This window comes from Sutcliffiella horikoshii, assembly GCF_019931755.1.
Lineage (GTDB): Bacteria > Bacillota > Bacilli > Bacillales > Bacillaceae_I > Sutcliffiella_A > Sutcliffiella_A horikoshii_E.
In genome coordinates this window covers 1,538,731-1,560,004 of record NZ_CP082918.1, presented here as the reverse complement: position 1 = coordinate 1,560,004, position 21,274 = coordinate 1,538,731, and the positions used below count along the sequence as shown (strand labels likewise).

17 protein-coding genes are annotated in these 21,274 nt (G+C 41.9%); 4 read left to right on the top strand and 13 right to left on the bottom strand.

The genetic code is table 11. The features are described from left to right. Positions 1-77: 77 nt before the first annotated feature. Positions 78-623 (top strand): PadR family transcriptional regulator, encoded by a 546-nt coding sequence (locus tag K7887_RS07995; protein WP_223493015.1) that lies wholly within the window; start codon positions 78-80, stop codon positions 621-623. A 468-nt stretch (positions 624-1,091) separates the two neighbouring features. On the opposite strand, the gene K7887_RS07990 is transcribed toward K7887_RS07995, so the two are convergent. After that, a complete protein-coding gene (locus K7887_RS07990; protein WP_223493013.1) occupies positions 1,092-2,387 on the bottom strand; it encodes an NCS2 family permease in 1,296 nt (431 codons plus the stop codon). 428 nt (positions 2,388-2,815) lie between these two features. On the opposite strand from K7887_RS07990, the gene K7887_RS07985 reads away from it, so the two are divergent. After that, complete coding sequence (locus K7887_RS07985; protein WP_223493011.1) at positions 2,816-3,052, top strand: IDEAL domain-containing protein; 237 nt, start codon at positions 2,816-2,818, stop codon at positions 3,050-3,052. Positions 3,053-3,255: 203 nt separating this feature from the next. On the opposite strand, the gene K7887_RS07980 is transcribed toward K7887_RS07985, so the two are convergent. Then, entirely contained in the window at positions 3,256-3,477 is a 222-nt protein-coding gene (locus tag K7887_RS07980) for a hypothetical protein (RefSeq protein WP_223493010.1), read from the bottom strand. A gap of 347 nt (positions 3,478-3,824) precedes the next feature. Here K7887_RS07980 and K7887_RS07975 point away from each other — a divergent pair, with 347 nt between their 5' ends. Further along, positions 3,825-4,979, top strand: a complete 1,155-nt coding sequence (locus K7887_RS07975; RefSeq protein ID WP_223493009.1) for an aminotransferase A — start codon at positions 3,825-3,827, stop codon at positions 4,977-4,979. Between the two features lie 47 nt (positions 4,980-5,026). Here K7887_RS07975 and K7887_RS07970 read toward each other — a convergent pair whose 3' ends face one another. The 7 genes from K7887_RS07970 to K7887_RS07940 form a co-directional block, all read right to left on the bottom strand. Continuing rightward, positions 5,027-6,982 carry a hypothetical protein gene (locus K7887_RS07970; RefSeq protein ID WP_223493008.1) on the bottom strand — a complete coding sequence of 652 codons (1,956 nt, stop codon included), beginning with the start codon at positions 6,980-6,982 and terminating at the stop codon, positions 5,027-5,029. 82 nt (positions 6,983-7,064) lie between these two features. Continuing rightward, positions 7,065-7,406 (bottom strand): hypothetical protein, encoded by a 342-nt coding sequence (locus K7887_RS07965; protein ID WP_223493007.1) that lies wholly within the window; start codon positions 7,404-7,406, stop codon positions 7,065-7,067. Beyond that, positions 7,378-7,947: an RNA polymerase sigma factor gene (locus tag K7887_RS07960; RefSeq protein ID WP_223493005.1), complete on the bottom strand. Its 570-nt coding sequence runs from the start codon at positions 7,945-7,947 to the stop codon at positions 7,378-7,380. Before K7887_RS07960 ends, K7887_RS07965 begins: the two co-directional genes overlap by 29 nt. Before the next feature lie 589 nt (positions 7,948-8,536). Then, complete coding sequence (locus K7887_RS07955; protein WP_223493004.1) at positions 8,537-9,676, bottom strand: S8 family peptidase; 1,140 nt, start codon at positions 9,674-9,676, stop codon at positions 8,537-8,539. A gap of 106 nt (positions 9,677-9,782) precedes the next feature. Next, positions 9,783-10,928 carry a S8 family peptidase gene (locus K7887_RS07950; protein ID WP_223493003.1) on the bottom strand — a complete coding sequence of 382 codons (1,146 nt, stop codon included), beginning with the start codon at positions 10,926-10,928 and terminating at the stop codon, positions 9,783-9,785. A 259-nt stretch (positions 10,929-11,187) separates the two neighbouring features. Continuing rightward, positions 11,188-12,534 carry a sodium-dependent transporter gene (locus K7887_RS07945; protein WP_223493002.1) on the bottom strand — a complete coding sequence of 449 codons (1,347 nt, stop codon included), beginning with the start codon at positions 12,532-12,534 and terminating at the stop codon, positions 11,188-11,190. A 162-nt stretch (positions 12,535-12,696) separates the two neighbouring features. Beyond that, positions 12,697-14,544, bottom strand: a complete 1,848-nt coding sequence (locus tag K7887_RS07940) for a PAS domain S-box protein (RefSeq protein ID WP_223493000.1) — start codon at positions 14,542-14,544, stop codon at positions 12,697-12,699. Positions 14,545-14,828: 284 nt separating this feature from the next. Between K7887_RS07940 and K7887_RS07935 the strand changes: the two genes are divergently transcribed. Further along, positions 14,829-15,716: an NAD(P)-dependent oxidoreductase gene (locus K7887_RS07935; RefSeq protein WP_223492999.1), complete on the top strand. Its 888-nt coding sequence runs from the start codon at positions 14,829-14,831 to the stop codon at positions 15,714-15,716. Positions 15,717-15,759: 43 nt separating this feature from the next. Here K7887_RS07935 and hutG read toward each other — a convergent pair whose 3' ends face one another. The 4 genes from hutG to hutH all read right to left on the bottom strand — a co-directional run bounded on the left by hutG (position 15,760) and on the right by hutH (position 21,262). Next, entirely contained in the window at positions 15,760-16,728 is a 969-nt protein-coding gene (gene hutG, locus K7887_RS07930; protein ID WP_223492997.1) for a formimidoylglutamase, read from the bottom strand. After that, the gene (gene hutI, locus K7887_RS07925) at positions 16,721-17,980 is read right to left on the bottom strand and encodes an imidazolonepropionase (RefSeq protein WP_223492995.1); all 1,260 of its coding nucleotides are present in this window, start codon (positions 17,978-17,980) and stop codon (positions 16,721-16,723) included. The genes hutG and hutI overlap by 8 nt, the downstream gene beginning before the upstream one ends. Positions 17,981-17,983: 3 nt before the next feature. Then, positions 17,984-19,642, bottom strand: coding sequence for a urocanate hydratase (hutU, locus tag K7887_RS07920; RefSeq protein ID WP_399209679.1), 1,659 nt, complete (start codon positions 19,640-19,642; stop codon positions 17,984-17,986). Between the two features lie 120 nt (positions 19,643-19,762). Beyond that, positions 19,763-21,262 (bottom strand): histidine ammonia-lyase, encoded by a 1,500-nt coding sequence (hutH, locus tag K7887_RS07915; protein ID WP_223493607.1) that lies wholly within the window; start codon positions 21,260-21,262, stop codon positions 19,763-19,765. Between the last annotated feature and the right edge of the window lie 12 nt (positions 21,263-21,274).

Sequence of the window (21,274 nt, the reverse complement as noted above, 5' to 3'; positions counted from 1 at the left end):
TTATTAGTATCCGGCATCTCATCTTTCCTTTATAATAGAAGACAAACCACTCTTTACATACAAAGGTGTGAACGAATTTGGCAATAAAACTTGTAATACTTGGTCTTCTCATGGAAGGAGACAAGCATCCATACGAAATCCAACAAGTGATGCATGACCGCAATATGGATCAATATATCAAAATGGCAAAAGGGTCACTCTATTATGCTGTAGAGCAGCTACTCAACAAAAAACTAATTAAAGTCAAACAAGTTGTAACGGACCAGACACGTCCTGATAAGACCATATATAGCATTACTCCTGATGGGATAGAAGCTTTTCAACAATTACTGAAAAAGCAGCTACAAGCAGAAAGCACGCACTTTCATCCAATGTACACCGCACTTGCATTTATACATCTTGGGGATGCAAACCTGATTAGAGAAGCTTTATCTGAGCGAATCTCCCATACCAAAATGCAACTTGAAATGCTGGAAAGAGTGTATAACCAATTTGGTATCCATGCCCCCAAAGGGTCACAAGCCATCATGGAAAATGCCCATGAACTATGCCAAGTAGAATTAAAATGGCTACAAAGACTTCAAGAAGATGCAGAAGAAGGGTTATTTAATCAGGAAGGCTAAGAAGGAGCGGATCCCCCTCTCCCCTTTTTAATTATAAGTTATTTGTTTAGTCCGCTGTTCCTTTCCGCAAATGGCTGCGCTTTCCACGGGGCGACCTTGAGCCTCCTCGGCAAGCCTGCGGGGTATCAACATTGCCGCTACTTCCCCGTAGGAGTCTCCGCCATTTGCTCCAATACACAGCTAGAAATTTCTTTAAAGAATGGTTATTGGGTTTTCAGTAAATCGGTTAAATAGCCTCTTTGATCTTAAGGTGAATGAAAACATCTTGTTGATTGGAGTGGAAGGCGCGCAGACGCCCGCGGGAGGAAGGGACAGGTGAGACCCCACAGGCTGCAAGCCGAGGAGGCTCACGGACCGCCCGCAGGCAAGCGAAGCGCCTGGAATGGAAATCAACTGGAATCTACACCTTCCTACATTTAAATAAGAAACGACGCACCCGAAATGTTGGGTGCGTCGTTTTTTTATCCTTTAGTGTGCCGGAAAATAAATCATTTGAATTAAGAAAATAACTGCAAATACGTAAATGAGCGGATGAACATCTTTCCATTTTCCATTTACAGCTTTCATGATTGGATACGTAATAAAACCAACAGCAATCCCTGTAGCGATGCTTGAAGTCAATGGCATCGTCAAAATAATCGCGAAAGCAGGAAACGCTTCATCAAAATTTCTCCATTGTATCTTCGCTAAACCTTCCATCATAAAACACCCGACAATAATTAATATCGGTGCAGTGATCGCCGGTAAACTGGATATAGCGGAAATTGCCGGGGAAAAGAACATCGATAAAAGAAACAAACCAGCTACCACAATAGAGGTCAATCCTGTTCTGCCACCCGCTGCAACCCCAGCAGAAGATTCGATATAAGCACAAGAAGGACTTGTCCCAAGGGCAGCACCAGCTGTCGTTGCTATCGCATCGGAAAGTGTCGCAGGCTTCGTTCTTTCTAGTTTGCCATCCTTCATAAATCCAGCTTGTTCTGAAACTCCTACAAGCGTACCAGTAGAATCAAAAATAGTAACAAGAATGAATGCAAATACCACCGTATATAAACCGTTTGTAACCACACCACTAAGTGCATCTCCAATATGGATAAATTGAGGTGCAGGAGGCATATCCACAATGCCATTAAATGAAAGCATATTAAAGAAATAGCCTGCGATTGCCGTCAATACCATCCCATAAAATAGCGCACCGGATACCCGTTTTGCCATAAGGATGAGGGTGACGAACAGTCCACCGATAGCAAGAGCCGTAACCGGACTTGTGAGGTCCCCAAGTGTAATCATCGTTGCTTCACTCGGTACAACAATACCTGCCATCTTTAAACCAAGAAACGCAATGAATAAGCCAATACCCGCTGTAATCCCATACTTTAAAGGCGCAGGAATCGCTTCAATAAGCGCTTTTCTTAAATTGGTCAAACTTAAAATAATAATAACAAGTCCAGCTAAAAACACCGTTCCCAACACTGCTTGATAGGTAAGTCCCTGAGTAGCTACAACACTTGTAAAATATGCATTAAGGCCCATCCCGGGAGCAACCGCTATTGGATACTTTGCAAATAGACCCATCGTTACCGTCCCGATCACAGCAGCAATGATCGTTGCCATAAACACTTGCTCAAATGGAATACCAGCTGCTGAAAGAATAGCCGGATTGACAAAAATTATATAAACCATCGTAAGGAAAGTCGTTATCCCCGCTAATACCTCTTGTTTAATTGACGTATTAAACTTTTTAAAATCAAAATAGTTTTCCAACTTAAAAATCCCCCAAAAACGAATGTATTATTGAAACCTTACTAATAATATTCGTTTTCTATTGATTTTTCAAGAGAAAATCGAAAATTCCTATCCATGACTTTATTATTTTTCCGAATCACCTTTTTTCATAAGTTAGCTAACTTTTTTCAACTTCTTCAGGTTAATACGCTCTACTTGTTTTCCCCATTGCTATTTTGGGTATATTCAAAAATAAGTAACCAAACAAAATCATTTAATCAAATGTCACTCTTTTACAAAGTTTCCGCTATTTTTTCTGATATATCTAAATTTTCTAAAAATTATACTTCACAAACAGGACAAAATATCAGATAATAGGAAAAAGGATGAGCAAGCATACTTTCACATCCTTTTCATGATTCACCCATTAATAAGCATTCCAAAATTCCGCACAGGGGGTAGAAATTATGAATAAGCATTTTTCTTTTCAACCTGAACAATCTGTTTCCAATCTCAAAAGCTTTGATATGACCAGAGAGGAGAAAGTCGCTCAAATCATTGTCGACTCTTCTGTCTTTCAATTCCATAAAAACAGGCTGATGAACGAAATAGATCAAGCATTAGGTGAAGGCAACCGTCAAAAATTCAAAACCTTATCAAGCGAATATAACACCCTACTAGATCAGTTCTCTCATTTACAGTAAAATTAAGTTAAAGTTGAATTCGAAAAATTGAGGATTTATAGCTGTTGATTGGAGCAAAAGGCGAAGACTCCAGCGGGGGAGTAGCGGCAATGTTGAGACCCCGCAACGAAGTGAGGAGGCTCAAGGTCGCCCCGCGGAAAGCGAAGCCATTTGCGGAAATCAACAGCGGGTTTACCTTATCCCACAAAAAAAGAAGCGGAAACTCATTCCGCTTCTTCTTGCTTTTCGGGGAGCTTTTTCTCTTCTGTTTTCGCCTCTGTTTGGCAACAAGAACAATTTTTCTTTGTCTCTTTTTCCTGCTTGTACAAGTAAGCGAGCACCCCAATAATCATAAACGAAAAGACCCCTGATGATGAATCCTGAAAAAATAACTCCTCTGCATACCTTTCCAACAACGTAACCCAAATTTGTAGCACAATATCCATTACACAATCCCCTTTCAGACGGAATCCAACAGACACCAAATCCCAGTAATTCAAAGGTGAAAGGAGTGCATCCAAAGGCAATGGAGACGGCAGTTAAAGTTATGTGAATATTCTGTGTTTATAATTATTATAAATCTTATGTAAGTTTTTTCCTATCCTACTAGCTTCTTATTTTTATAGGTCTTCCCTATTATGTCAAGGACCAAACAAACGTTTCCCTTCCCTTTCTAGGTATCAAGGAATCCCTCTTCATACCTATTCATTTTACTACAATAATCTCTTGGACAAGGGGAAAAAAGTCAGTTACACTAACTTAAAAAGCTTGAATACATAAAGGGGCAATTTATATGGAACATCTAATCAACTCGAATGTGCGAGATATTGAAATTTCAGGCATTCGCAAGTTTTTCAACCTTGTAGCAAAATATGATGATGTACTTTCACTTACCATCGGGCAACCAGATTTCCCTACTCCAACACATGTAAAAGAAGCCGGCAAAGCTGCAATCGAAATGAATAAAACCGTTTATACTCCAAATGCTGGTATTCCTGAACTCCGTAAGGCTGCAAGTGACTTTGTTAAAAAGAAATACAATATGGATTATGATCCTGATTCTGAGGTGATCGTTTCCATAGGCGCAAGCCAAGGAATTGATATTGCTTTTCGTACCATATTAGAACCCGGTACCCAAGTTATCCTACCTGGACCAGTCTATCCAGGTTACGAACCCATTATCAAATTATGCGGTGCAACCCCTGTTCATATTGATACAAGAGAAACTGATTTTCAATTAACGGCAGAATTAATAGAAAAAAACATTACCGATAAAACCCGTTGTATCATTCTGCCCTATCCTTCTAATCCGACTGGTGCAGCAATATCAGAAACGGAATTAAGAAAAATTGCAGACTTGTTGCAGGACAAGGATATTTTTATTTTGTCAGATGAAATTTATAGTGAACTTGTTTTTGAGGGCAGCCACCAATCCATCGCCACTCTACCCGGCATGAGAGAGAAAACCATCGTCATCAATGGAGTATCCAAATCTCATTCCATGACAGGTTGGAGAATAGGCCTTGTTTTCGGTCCTGAATTTGTCATGAAACAGATGCTAAAAGTGCATCAGTACAATGTTTCTTGCGCAAGCTCCGTCTCGCAATACGCAGCATTGCAAGCATTAACTGCAGGGATAAATGATGCAGATGTTATGAAAACACAGTATCAGAAGAGAATGAATTATGTATATAATCGCCTTGTCAACATGGGGCTTGAAGTAGTGAAGCCAGATGGAGCGTTTTACCTTTTCCCTTCGATCCAAAAGTTTAACATAAAGTCATTTGATTTTGCGTTAAAACTTGTAGAGGAAGCTGGAGTTGCAGTTGTACCAGGTAGTGCCTTCTCCGAGCTTGGAGAAGGGTATGTAAGACTCTCCTATGCCTATGACATGCAAACCCTTGAAAAAGCTATGGACCGTATGGAACGGTTTTTGAATAACTTCTAAGTAGAAAAGGAACGACTCTCTGCACAATGAGTCGTTCCTTTTCCCTTTTATTTTCTAAGCTCTTCCATAAACCTTTTCAATTCTACCTTTTCTGTGGTATTCGACCAATCTTCCAATCTTTTATTTTCCCCTTTAAAGTGCCATCCCAATACCTTTTCAAGTTCTTTCAAATATCCATCAAACTGCACTTCTTCTCGCTGGATATTTTTAATCAAAAGTTCCCAATCAATTCTCACATCATAAATCCCTTGCTCTGGATGTTCTTTAGCCAATTCTACTGCCTTATCAAGAGGCTCACCTAAAAGCAGTTCTAATGCTATCCATTCGCCGATATATTCATGGCGATTTCCTTGCTCCATTACCAGTTGAAACTGTAATCTTGCCTCTTCATACTTTTTTTGCTTTAAGAGGGCCATTGCGTGATTCCCCTCAATATATTCATTTAAAATATCTCCCTTAATAACTCCAAACCTTTCATACCATTTTTTATAGGTTTGCCAATCTTCCTTTTCATAATAGTATTGGAGAATATCGAGAAACAAGATTTCGTTAGGGGCTTTTTCAGCCAATTGCTCTAAGTAAGGTATTGCCAACTCTTTTGATGACTTATTCACCACCGACTCCTCGACACCAATAATCTTGCTAATCATTAGCAAACTATGCAGGTCATCTGGGTCCTTTGCATAATTCCGCTTATACATTTCCAACGCTTCTTCCGGCTTATTCTTTAATAAAACTTTATCTGCCTTTGATAATTCTCTGTTCTTTAAATAAAAAGTCGGCAGGTTTCCAAATGTGTCGGCTCCTAATCTGTAACCGTGACTTTGCGTGATTAAATTACCATTTTCATCATATGCCTCCACATTCCAGAAAAAGCGTCCTCGAGGATCTGCGAAACCAAGTACTGAGGAGTAATCAATCCCCTTCCAGTCACTGTCTTCCGTAAACTGAATGCCTCCTTGCGAAAAGTAGAGGTCTTCTACCGGGACAGTAAGTTTTGTACTTTTTATACCGCTCTTTAGATCATGTGATACGGAGCCACCTTCAATTTCCCTGCCTACACTGATATTGTAATATTCCGCCCCTTCCACAGGTTCCCATGAAATCTGAAGTTGATCTTCTGAAATCTCTTCGGAATTAACCGGCTGATGGATTTCAATCAATGGATGAATATATGAATCCTGCGCAACAACATTTTTGTCGTCTACTTCAATCCAAGGATTAGAAGGAATGGATAAAGCAAAACCATCTATCTGTTCAAAGGTAAATCCAAATCCAAGCTGATAACTGCCGGGTGAAACGTTCTGGAAGACGTATTCTCCATTTTTATCCGTAACTGATTGGTATTGTTCTTCTGCCCCAATACTATAGTATAAATTATTTTTATCACGCAGATATACCCCCACACCTTCCACAGGTGTTTCACCATCGGAGTTGACTAGTACTTTTCCTCGAACAGTATTACCTGAGTTTAGCCTGTTTTTAATCTTATCCACTATTGCTTTTGTATATGTGTCCTCATTTGAAACCTTTGAAGTAAATTCTTCTATATATTGTAAGGCAAGCTCGTGTTTTTCATTTTGAACTGCCAAATCGATTTGTTTTGTTGCCAATTCAGATCTGAAATAAGTTTCACTTCCCCTATCTAAAGCAGATTGCAGCACTTTGTCCCCTTTTTGCCATTCTCCCTCCCGGTTATAATAATCCGCTAGTTCCTTGGCCGCTGCCTCCATATATCCATCAGCCGGTCCTTCTTCTACATACTCCAACAAGTAAGGTTGGCGTTCTTCAAAGGAGAATTTCACTTTTGCCTGATTAGGATCAGACCAATGAGTTAAGGTAGTGCCGACATATACATCATATTCCATGGTATTGGAGTCCTCGATCATAAACTCCCGGATAAGTGCAAATCTCTGCTCAGAAAAAATATTTCCATTGTCTAGCAGCTCCTGTATTCTCTCTTTTCCAATTTGCTCCCCGTTTGCCATCTGCTGTTTAGCCATGTATATAGTGTACTGGGGTTGTATTAAATAGAAGAATACTGGAAGAAATAAAACAAATGAAACCACAGTTAGTACTATGTGTTTAATTTTCACTTTTATTTTCATGTAACTTCACCGCTCTTTCGTAGTCGTCCTTCCAATAGGTGTATCCGGCTATCTGGATTATTTCACGTTCGGCCTGAGTTGTGGTTATTTCATTGTTTTTTAAGTCATCCTTTAATGAAATAGTCGAGAGTATTAAGGTTGCGGCCACTACGATTGGAAGGACAGGCACCTCGATTTCCTTATTCCAGAAGGATGAAAGTTTATCTACAAAACTTTTCGTATGAGTTTTCTGTAAAACTTTTTCACATCCGGTAAAATGGAAGTCCTTTAATTCTTGGTCAAGTCTTTCTTTAACCGCTTGTTTTTCTTTGTGTTGCACTTTCATCCTCCCCTTTCTCGATAATGTCCTTTAAATAAGAACGCCCTCTTTTTAATCTTGTTTTCACGGTACTTTCTGCAATAGCTAACAGTACTGCGATTTCGCTTATTTTCATCTCATTGAAATAATAAAGAATGATTACTTCCCTGTATTTATAATCCAACTTTTGTATCGATTCGCTTAAAGATTGATTTTGAAAATCTAGCAATAACTGCGCTTCAGGACCATCTGTCACTTCGTCCTCTGTAACCCGTTCAGCAAATTCAAAGTTTAACAGAATTCGCCTGAAGCTCCATTTACGCATTTGCATTTTGCAACGGTTGACTGTAATGGAGGTGAGCCAGCTTTTTAGTTTTTCTTCTTCATCTAGTTGATGAATCTTTTGATAAGCTGTGATGAAGGTATCCTGCACTATTTCTTCAGCAAGATGATTATCTTTTACCAGTAAATACGCCGTTCGTAACAGATAGTCACCATAAAAGTTCATCATTTCTTTTAGTGCGGATTCCTCTTTATTTTTTAATCGTTCTACTAGGTGCAAAGCTCGCTCACCCCCCTTTCTTTTGAGGTATATACTAAAGATGCAGGTTCATCATAAATAGTTTCAACTTTTTGCAAAAAAATGTTTTTTTGGTAGATATATATTAACGTAGCATAAAGCGAGGGAATTAGTGGAGGTTTTTACAAAGATTAGTTTTTGTTAGACACCACTGTTGATCTCCGCAAATGGCTTCGCTTTGCTAGGGGCGCTGCTGGAGCCTCCTCGGCAAGCCTGCGGGGTCTCCACCTAGCACTATCTCCCTCAGGAGTCTTCGCCTTTTGCTCCAATCAACAGCTAGAAATTACGATAACGAAAAGATAATGCTTTTACAGTTAACTCGGTTTGATGATTTTCATAAACCTTAAGTGAATGAAGTAACTTTGTTGATTGTAGTGGAAGGCGCGCAGACGCCCGCGGGAGGAAGGGACAGGTGAGACCCCGAAACGGAGTGAGGAGGCTCACGGACCGCCCGCAGGCAAGCGAAGCGCCTGGAACGGAAATCAACCGTATTATTACACTCTTATTCGTTAAATTAGAAAAGACCCTTCCCGTGATAAAAGGGAGGGTCTTAGCTTAATGGTTTGTTAGATTATTGTAATGCCGCTTCTAGGTTGATGACACCATAGCCATAGTTGAAAGTCGATCCTAAGTTGGTTGCCGTACTGCGTAATCTTTCGCGAACTTCCACATTTGTCATGTTTGGATTTTGCGCCAATAATAATGCCGCTGCACCTGCAACATGAGGAGATGCCATGGATGTTCCATTCAATTCCCCGTATTGATTGCCAGGCAATGTACTGTTGATGGAAACACCAGGAGCCATCACTTCAAGCTGGCTGCCGACGCTAGAGAAGGAAGCGCGGTTATTATTGGAATCCACCGCTCCTACAGCAATAACAGAATCATATCTAGCAGGATATCCGATGGTGTTAATCAATCCAAAGAAGGAACCGCTGTTTCCAGCGGCAGCCACTACAACGATACCACTGTTATAAGCATTGTCGCTTGCCTGCTTCAATGTACTTGACCCTGTGCTGCCTCCTAAACTCATATTGATAACATCCATATCGTTATCAATCGCCCATTCAATTCCTTGAGCGATACCTGCAAGTGTCCCACTTCCCGCTCCACTTAAAACTTTTACAGCATAAAGATCTACATCATAAGCGACTCCAAGTACTCCCGTATTATTATTTACTGCTGCAATTGTTCCTGCCACGTGTGTACCATGGCCATTGCCATCTGTCAGGGCATCGGGTTCTTCGAAAACAAAACTTGCCCCGCCTACTACATTCAGATCCTCATGACTTGCATCGATTCCTGTATCAAGTACTGCCACTTTTACACCAGATCCTGTTACTCCTTGAGCATGTGCCACATCTGCTTTAATATGTGGGACTCCGTAAGGAACTGTTTGTGCTGTCGTATGCATTTCAATATTTTCTTCTACATATGCTACAAGCGGATTTTTCTCAAGCGCTGCAGCTGCCACTTCCGGCAACGTGATATGTAACACATTCATATGTTTGAATTGATGTTCCACCGAACCGCCGAGAGTGGATACTAACTTATCTGCTTTGGCTATCGAAGGACCGCTTTTTAAGCCAATCAGATATTCTTTCATCAACGGCTTTCCTTGTGCACTTGCATCTGTTGGCGTGAATGAGAAGGATAAAACCATTACTACGGCTAAAAATAAGGTAGCTATTTTTCTTAAAGACTTATTCATAAAAACTCACTCTCCTTAATTTTTTTATAAAAATAATAAAGCACCAGTGTCTTCTCTATTATCAGAGTTGATTCTGGTGCTTCTATTCATAGGGGGGATAACTTAGTTATTGCAAAGCACTTTCAACGTTGATTACACCATGTCCATAATAGAACGGATCACCAAGATCTGTGGCTGTATTTTTAAGTTTTTCACGAATTTGTACATTTGTCATGCTAGGGTATTTTGCTTTGATTAATGCAGCTGCTCCTGCAACGTGCGGAGAAGCCATAGACGTACCATTGAATGAAGAGTAATTGTTCCCAGGAGTTGTGCTAAGGATATTAACACCTGGAGCCATTACTTCAAGCTCACTTCCAACACTTGAGAAAGATGCACGGTTGTTACTGCTGTCCACCGCTCCAACTGCGATAACAGAACTGTATCTTGCAGGGTAACCCATAGTATTTCTCTTACCTTTTGAACCGGAGTTTCCAGCAGCAGCAATCACTACAATACCACTTGCATAGGCATTGTCACACGCTTGCTGAAGGGCGGTGGATCCTGAACTTCCACCAAGGCTCATATTGATAACATCCATATCATTAGCAATGGACCATTCAATTCCTTGTGCGATTCCACTTAATGTACCGCTACCAGAAGCGCTAAGAACTTTAACTGCATAAAGATCAGCATTGTACGCTACGCCAAGCACTCCTGTTGTATTATTCAATGCAGCAACCGTTCCTGCGACGTGCGTTCCATGGCCATTACCATCTTGTAAAGCATTCGGCTCACCGGAAACAAAGCTTGCTCCGCCTTTAACATTCAGGTCAGCATGATTTGCATCAATTCCTGTATCAAGGACCGCAACTTTTACTCCACTTCCTGTTACACCTGAAGCGTGTGCTTTGTCTGCTTTAATATGAGGAATTCCCCAAGGAACTGTTTGTGCAGTAGCATGAACTTCTGCGTTTTCCTCTACAAATGCAATGTTGGGGTTATTCTTTAAAGCTAATGCTGCTTTTTCAGGCAAACTGACTTCGACAACATCCATGAACTGGAAGGTATGTTGAATATCGCCACCTGCCGCCTTGATTAAGTTTTTGGAAGACTGCGCACTTGCTTTATTTCCTTTCGTAAACCCTACTAAGTACTCTTTCTTAACATTAGCACTCGAATCTGAAGTTGCTGCTTGTGCAGATCCAAAAGCTAACGAGAAAGCAAGAATTGCAATAAGTATCACTGATAAACCTTTCGTCCACTTTTTCAATAAATTCACTCCTTGAATAAAGTTTTTTAACAATTCTTACTATTAAGAATCGTTATGAACAGTTTACCACCTGTCACCCCTATTTCATATTGGGAAAACGAGCAATGGAACACCCTATTAAACCAGAAAAACGAGCACTATTTTCCCAATAGGAATATCTGTCATAACTTCCTTCTTTCCCCTGTAACTTGTAGGTGGAATGCAAAAAAACACACCGACCAAGAAAGTCGAGTGTGTTTTCATAGGTAATTTAATTTAACTAACCAAAAAGTCCGAACGACTGTAAAAATACAAGAAGTATTCCTACCGGGATCACATATCTGAGCAGGTAGTACCAAACTTGGAATAACCCTATTTTCACTGTAGAGCCTTGGAAAAACTCATCTTCCAGGATGTTTTTAGGTATTCGATATCCGACAAAAATGGAAATGAAGAATGCACCTACAGGCAAGGCAATATTACTGACGAGAAAATCAGCTACATCAAATATGAGAAGGTCTCCAATGGTAATACCGGATAGGACACCAAATGACAATGCGGAAGGTATGCCTAGAATGAAAATGATCATACCTCCTATAATTGCAATTTTCCTTCTCTTTTCCTGATTGTCTTTTACGATAACTGCAACTATTATCTCCAAGATTGAAAACGCAGAGGTCAAAGTTGCAAATAACAACAAGACCAAGAACATAGTCAAGAAGATTCCGCCAAGTGGCAACTGATCAAAAACTGCCGGTAATACGACAAATACGAGACCAGGGCCTTCATCAGGTTGCAGTCCTAAAGCAAATACCGCCGGGAAAATGACGAGTCCTGATAAAAGCGAGATAATGATATTCAACCAAACCACTGAACCAGCAGATCGAACTAAGTTTTCTCCTTTTTCCAAGTAGGAACTGTAAGTAACCATAATTGATATACCAACACTTAGTGAAAACAAAGCTTGTCCAAGCGCCATTAAGAATGTGTTGGGAGTGATAAGAGATAAATCCGGCTGCAAAAAGTAAAGGATCCCTTCTGATGCGCCTTCCAGTGTAAGCGACCTAACCAGCAACACCATAAAAATAATAAATAATAAAGGCATTAATACTTTGCTGGCCTTTTCGATTCCACTTTGCACTCCGGCCTGGACCACCCAAATCGTAATGGCAAGGAAGATAAACTGAGAGATTAACACTTGAGTAGGATTAGCTATTGTCTGTTCGAAAAGACCTCCGTACTCCTCAAGTGAAAATTGGGAAAGTCCCCCTGTAATACTTTTACCTAAGTATGTAACAATCCATCCTCCTACCACACTGTAAAATGATAAAAGAATGAAGGAGGCAACCACTCCTAGAATTCCGATATAATGCCATTTAGACCCCTTCGCTAAGGTCTTATACGCTGTGATCGCATCCTTTTGAGTAGACCTGCCTATTATAAACTCAGCCAATAACATTGGCGTAGCAATAATGAGTGTGAAGAGAATAAACAATAAGAAGAATATTCCTCCACCATTTGTGCCCGCCATATACGGAAACTTCCATATTGCGCCGAGACCGATAGCGGACCCTGCAGCTGCTAAAATAAAGCCAATCTTTGACGTCCATTGCTCATGCTGTTTCATATACTAAAACTCCTATTTCAAGATTAGTCTCCTATAATACTATCCTTTTTTAAAAATGTATAGGGAATTTTCTGTAAAGTACAACCTACTCTTCCCCTGTACATTGTAAGGATTCTCACTTTCAGCACAGGATATTCCTTAACCTCAAGTTATTGTAAAATTTCACGCCTTTTGAAATCGAACTTCTATTTGGGTTCCTTCATTCACTTCACTTGTTACGTTTACAGTTCCATGGTGATTTTTAATGATGTTAAATGTAATCATCAATCCCAAGCCGGTTCCCGTAGTTTTGGTTGTGAAAAATGGTTCCCCCAGCCTTTTGATGATATCTTCTGAGATGCCTGTCCCCTCATCACGAAGCGTAACCACTACTTCATCACCCGAATCCTCTGTATCAATATAGATAGTTCCTCCGCTCGGCATTGCTTCTATCCCATTTTTAATTAAATTGATAAACACCTGTTTCATCTGATTTTCATCGCATTTTATGGTTGGAGAATTTGCCTTCAATTTTAAATCAAACCATACATTGTTCATGATTGCCTGCGTTTCTAAAAGCGTCGTTACATCCTTAAGCAAGGAATGAACGGAAACCGGATGCACATAAACTTGATGCGGTTTTGCGAGCAACAGTAACTCACTTAAAATAAGTTCGATCCTGCTTAGCTCTGACTCAATAATGTGGAAGTATTCTTTCTTTTCTTCCATCTCTCTTTCTAAAAGTTTGAAAAAGCCCTTGATAGCTGTAAGAGGATTGCGGATTTCATGCGCTATTCCGGCAGCCAATTGACCTGCGACAGTAAGCTTTTCCGATTGCAGCATCAACGCTTCGGCTTGCTTCCGTTCTGTTATGTCACGGATAATGACTTGCATGGCTTCTTTTCCTAAATAAGTCGTGGGGATTCCAACGAGCTCGGTATGAATGGCATTTCCTTTCATCGTCTTCCATTCTTGTTCAAATGTCGGCAATTTCGTGCCATTATGTTGTTCATGCACTTCTTGCCATATCTTATCGAAATCTTCTTTCGGGAGATTATCATAAATGCTTTTCCCAAATATCTCCCCATAATTATCAACTTCAAGCATCTTAAGTCCGGATTCATTAATAAACGTCCATTTTTCTTCACAAATCACGCCGATTGTATCAATCGAATTCTGCACCAGCTTTCGGAATCGTTCTCGACTGTTTTGCAGAATTTTATGAAAGCTCTTCCGGTGCGAAATATCCACAAGCATGACAAAAGAAGCTGGTTTCCCCTTGAAAGTAGTATGATTAGAAGTAATCTCCACATCAATTGCCCGTCCGTCAAATCTCTTCCAGCGTTGTTCCATTTGCCCCACTCGGTATCCTTGTTGGACCGACTTGATTCTCTTTTCCACAATTTCATGATAATTTTCTTCTATGTATTCATAAACAGAGGTCTCAAGAATTTGTTCTTTATGGCATGCCCCAAGCATGGACGTACCTGCTTCATTCACATACTTTATAATTCCATCAACAAAAATGAAGACACCATTCGGGAGGTATTCAATAAGGTCATAGGCAGAATAATCTTCGTCTATTTGGAGGTCCTCATTTTTTCTCCTTTGGCTAGTAGGCATAGCGATGGTCGGTCCTCTATCTTGATTAGTCGAATTCTGATAATCAGATGTACGGGAAAGCATTAAAACGATTTCTTTTTCTTCCCCTGTAGATGATTTGACTTCAGACAGTACCGCTTCCATCCAAACAAGAGTTCCATCCTTCTTTTTCATGCGAAAATAACAGTGAGTTTGATGGGAGGGCTGGTAGATTAAGCTCTCTATTAAATACAGGTCTTCTGAATTGATCCAGTTCTCTAACCTCGTATCTATCAGGTCTGCCCTGGCATATCCTAATAGCGCTTCACAGGTGGAAGAGACATATTGTATATCTCCTACATCGGAAACGACAATGATAAGCTGGACCTTAGAAATGGATTCAACAGATTTTGTATTCTCCTTTTTTAATAAAGAGTCAGGGGTACTCATTACACGTTCCTCCCTTCGTAATCTATCGTGAACTTTTATCTTTCAACAACCTTTTTATAAAACCAAATTGTCCTCAATTTTCAATATCCCCTATTATACTACAAATTTCTTTATTTTTCTAAATATTATAACTAATTACCCTAGTTCAATCCTCCCAAAATAATAGATTCCCCCCCCAACCACCTCCCAATCTACCACCACCCAAAAGAAACCTGTATAATAGGGGAATAAAAAAGTAGAAAAAAAAAGACAAAAAGGGGTCAGACCCCAGGAGGTATTTGCACATGAACAGAGAATTACATAAGGTTGCTTTTGTTGGTACGGGTGTGATGGGCAGTAGTATGGCGGGGCATTTGTTGGATCGAGGGTTTGAGGTGAGTGTGTTTACGCGGACGCAAGAGAAGGCTGAGGGTTTGGTTTCGCGCGGTGCGGTGTGGAAGGCAAGTGCTGGTGAGGCAGCTCGCGGTGCTGATGTTGTGATTACCATGGTCGGCTACCCTAAAGATGTGGAAGAGGTTTATTTGGGAGACAACGGTATTTTAACGAATGCTGAAAAAGGGGCATACTTGATCGATATGACCACTTCCACTCCGACACTTGCCAAACAAATTTACTTGCAAGCGAAGGAACACGGCTTACATAGCTTGGATGCCCCTGTTTCTGGTGGCGATATCGGCGCGAGGGAAGCTCGGCTCACCATAATGGTCGGTGGGGACAAAGATGCTTTTGCGGCATGCCAGCCTATCTTCCAAGCATTCGGTTCGAACATCATCCACCAAGGGGAAGCAGGCGCGGGACAGCACACTAAAATGTGCAACCAGATTGCTATTGCCACGAACATGATCGGTGTGTGCGAAGCTTTGGCATATGCAGAGACAGCAGGACTTGATCCTGAAGATGTCCTAAAAAGTATTTCAAGCGGGGCTGCCGGAAGCTGGTCTCTATCCAATCTTGCTCCTCGCATTATCGCAGGAAACTATGAACCAGGATTTTTCGTTAAACATTTCATTAAAGACATGGAAATCGCCCTTGATGAAGCAGACAAAATGGGACTTGAAGTTCCAGGGCTTTCCTTGGCACGAGAAATGTATGTGAAGCTTTCTGCTAGTGGAGAAGAAAATAGCGGGACGCAAGCACTTTATAAGCTTTTCCAAAAAGGTTCAGCAAACTAAATCAAAAAGGCGACTGCATTCACAAGACGCAGTCGCCTTTTCTTTATCTGTTAAGCACACTTCTACCCCTTAAAAAGTCCAACAGACAATGCACGGCCACCCTGCTCGTCATGTCACGGAAATCAATCGTTGGATCTATTTCCACAATGTCCAACCCGCAAACCGATTCCTCTTTCCCTAACATGTAAATTGCTTCAAGAAGCTGTTCACTTGTCATCCCGCCAGGCCCGATAGCAGGACAACCAGGGGCATATGCCTGATCAAGTACATCGATATCGATGGATAGGTAAATATGCTCCACCTTATCTTTTAAATATTCGACAGTCTCGCGGATAACTTCCCCAATCCCATTCTTCTTAACGTCAGCCATCGTATAAACTTTGATGCCATTTTCCATTGCATATTGATGATAATAGGCACTGTTCGAGTAGTTTCTAATTCCCACTTGAACGAGATGCTCCCCTTTTAACACACCAGCCTCAAGGAGCCGGCGAAAAGGGGTTCCATTCGTTGGACCGCCGTCTTCTGTGTTCCTTAAGTCATGATGGGCATCAAATTGAATGACTCCGATTTTACCCGTTTTGACCTCATTCATTGCTTTCAGGGTCGAATAGGAGATAGAATGATCGCCACCGATGAAAAGCGGGATGCACTCTTTATTTTCTCCTAAAATAGTAGTTACGGTCTCTTCAATTCTGCGATAAGATTCCTTTATATCCGTTGCATGCATATGAATATCTCCGGCATCCAAAAGCACGTTCGAATCTCTTAAATCCACCTCTCCTTCCACAGCATAGGTGGAGTAGGATTGCATAAGCTTCCTGACAATGCCAGGAGTAAAACTCGCTCCGGAATGACTGATGGACGGTTTGGAAAGAGGGACGCCGATAATGGTCGTCCCATCGAGCTTCTTCTTTCCGTCCCAAAGTTGTACCAGCTCTGTTGCCTTTGGATAATGTCTGTCTATAAAGGGAGGAGCCCCTGAGGTTTGCAAAAATGTCGGTCTACTCAAGAAAAGCTCCCCCTTTTGCCACTTCCTTCCCATTTAAAAATACGCTGTGCACATGATTAACACCGTAATGATACGGGACGTACTGATAGTTTGGCGCATCCCAGATGACCACATCTGCTTGTCGGCCGATTTGAAGTCTTCCGGCAACACCCTCCTTATGAATCGCTTTTGCTGAGTTAACCGTTACCGCATTCCAAATCTCTTCACATGTCATTTTTAGCTTCAACATTGCCAGGTTCATAATAAATTGGATGTTCTCAGTAGGCGAACTTCCCGGGTTGAAATCTGTTGCAAGTGCCACCGCACCGCCTCCGTCAATCATACCGCGCGCATTTGCATACGTGTCTTTGTTTAAATAAAAGGTCGTTCCTGGTAAAAGAACCGCAATGGTATCGGATGAACCGAACATGTTGACCGCTTCATCTGACGCTGCAATGAGATGGTCAGCAGAGGCAGCCCCAAGTTCCATGGCAAGCTCTGTCCCACCTAAAGAAACAATTTCATCAGCATGGATTTTCACAGCAAATCCGGCTTGTTTTGCTTTTGTTAAATATTCCTTCGATTGTTCTATTGTAAAAACACCTTCTTCACAGAAAATGTCTACAAACTCTGCCAGATTTTCTTCTTTTAGCGTAGAAAATAAATCTGCCATTTCTTCTAAAAAAAGATCTGAATCCGCCTCAAAATCCTTCGGGATGGCATGCGCACCCAAGAAAGTCGAAGCCATGATCATGGAGTATTTTTTTTGAAGTTCCTTGACCACCTTTAGTTGTTTAAGTTCTGTTTCTCGATTTAATCCATAACCACTCTTGGCTTCAACGGCAGTTACTCCATAACTAAAAATTCGCTTTAAATGAAATTCGGCTTTTTCCAAAAGTTCTTCAAAACTTGCTTCTTGAGTCGCTTTTACAGTCGAATGGATGCCTCCGCCTTGCTTCAAAATTTCTAAATAAGGGACACCTTGTTGTTTTAGCGCGATTTCATGTTCCCTCGACCCACCAAATACAAGGTGGGTATGGGGATCAACAAGTCCAGGTGTCACAAGTTTCCCTTTGCAATCTATCACATGATCACATGGTAAATTCTTCGCTTCTTCCGTGGTGCCAATGAACGTAATTACTCCGTCCTTCCAGCCGATAGCTCCATCTTTTATATGCGGAAGAGCCTTCATCTGCTCTCCTTTCACCATATCGGATTCATGATCCATCGTAAGCAGTTGACCGCAGTTGATCAGTAATGTATCCAGTTGCATGGTTTACTCACTCTCCTTTAGTAAAGGAATGTGCACGCCTTTTTCTTTGGCCACTTTTTTCGCAAGGTCATAGCCTGCATCCGCATGTCTCACTACACCCATTCCAGGGTCTGAAGTAAGTACACGCTCCAATCGTTTTCCTGCTGCTTTCGTTCCATCGGCCACAATCACCATGCCTGCGTGAAGGGAGTACCCCATTCCCACTCCGCCACCGTGGTGAACGGAAACCCAGCTCGCACCATTGACACCATTGATCAGGGCATTCAGTATCGGCCAATCCGCTACCGCATCACTTCCATCAAGCATCGATTCTGTCTCACGGTTCGGTGACGCTACAGATCCGCAATCCAGATGATCTCGCCCAATGACGATTGGGGCAGACAGCTCCCCATTTGCAACCATTTCATTGATGATTTTTCCAAAACGGGCGCGCTCGCCATAACCCAGCCAGCAGATTCTTGAAGGCAACCCTTGGAATGCTACTTTTTCTCTTGCCATCTTGATCCAATTGCAAAGATGCTTGTTATCGGAAAACTCTCTTAAAATTACTTCGTCTGTTTTATAAATATCTTCCGGATCACCAGAAAGTGCCACCCAGCGGAAAGGTCCTTTTCCTTCACAAAATTGCGGACGGATGAATGCCGGTACGAATCCAGGAAAATCAAATGCATTTTCCACTCCCTCATCCAGAGCGACTTGGCGGATGTTGTTACCGTAATCAAATGTGATCGCACCTTTTTGTTGCAGGTCAAGCATTGCTTTCACATGCTCTGCCATACTTTCTTTTGCAAGCTTCACGTATTGTGCCGGTTTTTCTTTTCTTAGTTTTGCTGCCTCTTCTAAAGTCATTCCAATCGGAATATAACCGTTTAATGGGTCATGAGCAGAAGTTTGATCTGTCAAAAGATCTGGTGTAAATCCTCTTGCAACTAGTTGCGGAAGGACCTCTGCTGCATTTCCTAAAAGTCCAATAGATAAAGGTTTTCCTAACTTCTTATACTCTTCCGCCTTTTGTATGGCTTCATCCACTGTTTTGACCTTCACATCGCAATATCTCGTTTCAATGCGGCGGTCAATACGATGTTCATCCACTTCAATCGCGATACACACCCCACCGTTCATGGTAACGGCAAGCGGCTGTGCACCACCCATGCCTCCAAGTCCGGCTGTTACAGTAATCGTACCTTTTAGAGTATTGTTAAATGATTGCTTGGCCGCTTCCGCAAACGTTTCATAGGTTCCTTGTAGGATCCCTTGAGTACCGATATATATCCAAGAACCTGCAGTCATCTGGCCATACATCATCAGCCCTTTTTGATCTAACTCATGGAAATGTTCCCAATTTGCCCATTTTGGTACAAGATTGGAGTTTGCCAACAATACACGAGGCGCATCTGCATGACTGCGGAACACTGCAACCGGCTTACCTGATTGAACAAGTAATGTTTCATCTTCTTCCAAGTTTTTAAGTGATTCCACAATGGCATCAAAGCTCTCCCAGTTTCTTGCCGCTTTCCCGATTCCACCGTACACCACTAATTCTTCTGGAATTTCTGCGACTTCCGGGTCTAAATTGTTCATCAACATGCGCAATGCAGCCTCCTGCACCCACCCCTTCGTATTTAACTCACTGCCCCTAGGAGCGCGAATAACCTTCACCATTTCCTTTTCCATATCAATTCATCCCCTTTGATAGATTCATAAATTTTGGTTTTAGATCATGTTACAGGATTGTTGCGTGAATATTAAATTTCTGAGGGGGGTCAGACCCCCCTAGGAATTTCACGCTCTACATAGAACGCTGCCCTCATCCTTCATCCACGCGGCAAGTGCTTCGATGTCTTTGGAGAAGATGCGGTCTTCGGTGATGCTTGGGACGATGGTGCGCCCTTCTTGGTACCATTTTTGCATGAGTGGTGCAGATAGGAAGACTCCGCGGAATTCAAGGGCTTGCATCGCACACATCCATTCGATGGCAAGGACTCTTCGCACATTGGCAACAATCTGATAGGCATGCCTAGCACCAATCGTTCCCATGCTCACATGATCCTCTTGGTTGGCAGAGGACGGAATGGAGTCCACACTTGCCGGATGTGCCAACGTTTTATTCTCTGAAACTAGCGATGCGGCACAATATTGCATGATCATGGCACCTGACTGTAGTCCTGGCTTTGGACTTAGGAAAGGGGGCAAGTCATTCAGCTGGGGGTTAACCAACCGTTCAATTCTGCGCTCGGAAATATTTGCAAGCTCCGCCACGCCAAGCTTCAGAAAATCCATCGCAAAGGCAATAGGTTGGCCGTGGAAGTTGCCTCCAGAAATCACCTTGCCTCCATCATCGAAAATCAATGGATTATCTGTCGCCGCATTGATCTCTATTTCCAGTTTTTCTTTTACATAACCCAGCACCTGCCAGGACGCTCCATGTACTTGTGGGATACACCTTAATGAATAGGCATCCTGCACACGCTTCTCACCCTGCCTTGTCACAAGCTTGCTTCCATCCAACAACTTTCTGAACCGCTCTGCGACTTCCACTTGCTCCTTGTACCCTCGGACCCTGTGGACATCATGGTCCAATGCATCCACAATTCCCTCAAGCCCTTCAAAGGTCATTGCTGCAATCGACTCCGCTTGGAAAGCCATTTTCTCCGCCTCCAGGTATGCGACTACCCCAACAGCCGTCATTGCCTGGGTGCCATTTATTAAAGCAAGACCTTCTTTTGCTTTCAACTCAATCGGGGTAATCCCTTTTTCCGCCAGCACACTTGCAGTATCTCTTCTTTTACCTTCATAAAAGACCTCTCCCTCGCCAAGCAAGGTCAATACTAAATGCGACAATGGCGCAAGATCTCCGCTTGCTCCTAGCGATCCTTGCTGGGGAACAACGGGATGTATTCTCTCATTTACATATTGTAAAAGCCGTTCAATGACGATCGGACGGACTCCGGAATAACCTTTCAGAAGGGCATTTGCACGTAAAACCAGCATTGCACGCCCTATCACCTCATCAAAGGCATCACCTACTCCACATGCATGAGAGTGAATGAGATTCCTTTGCAAGTCTGCCGTCTCTTCAAATGGAATCAAAACATCGCTGAATTTCCCAAAGCCAGTTGTAATCCCGTAAACTACTTCCCCTTTATGCACAATATTCTCCACCGCTGCCCGACTACCGACAACCTTCACCATTGCGTCCTTGCATGCTTCCACCTGATCATCTTCAAATAAAATTCCGTTCAATTTATCAAGTGTCAACGATTCGCCGTTTAATGTAATCATTGCGACTCTCCC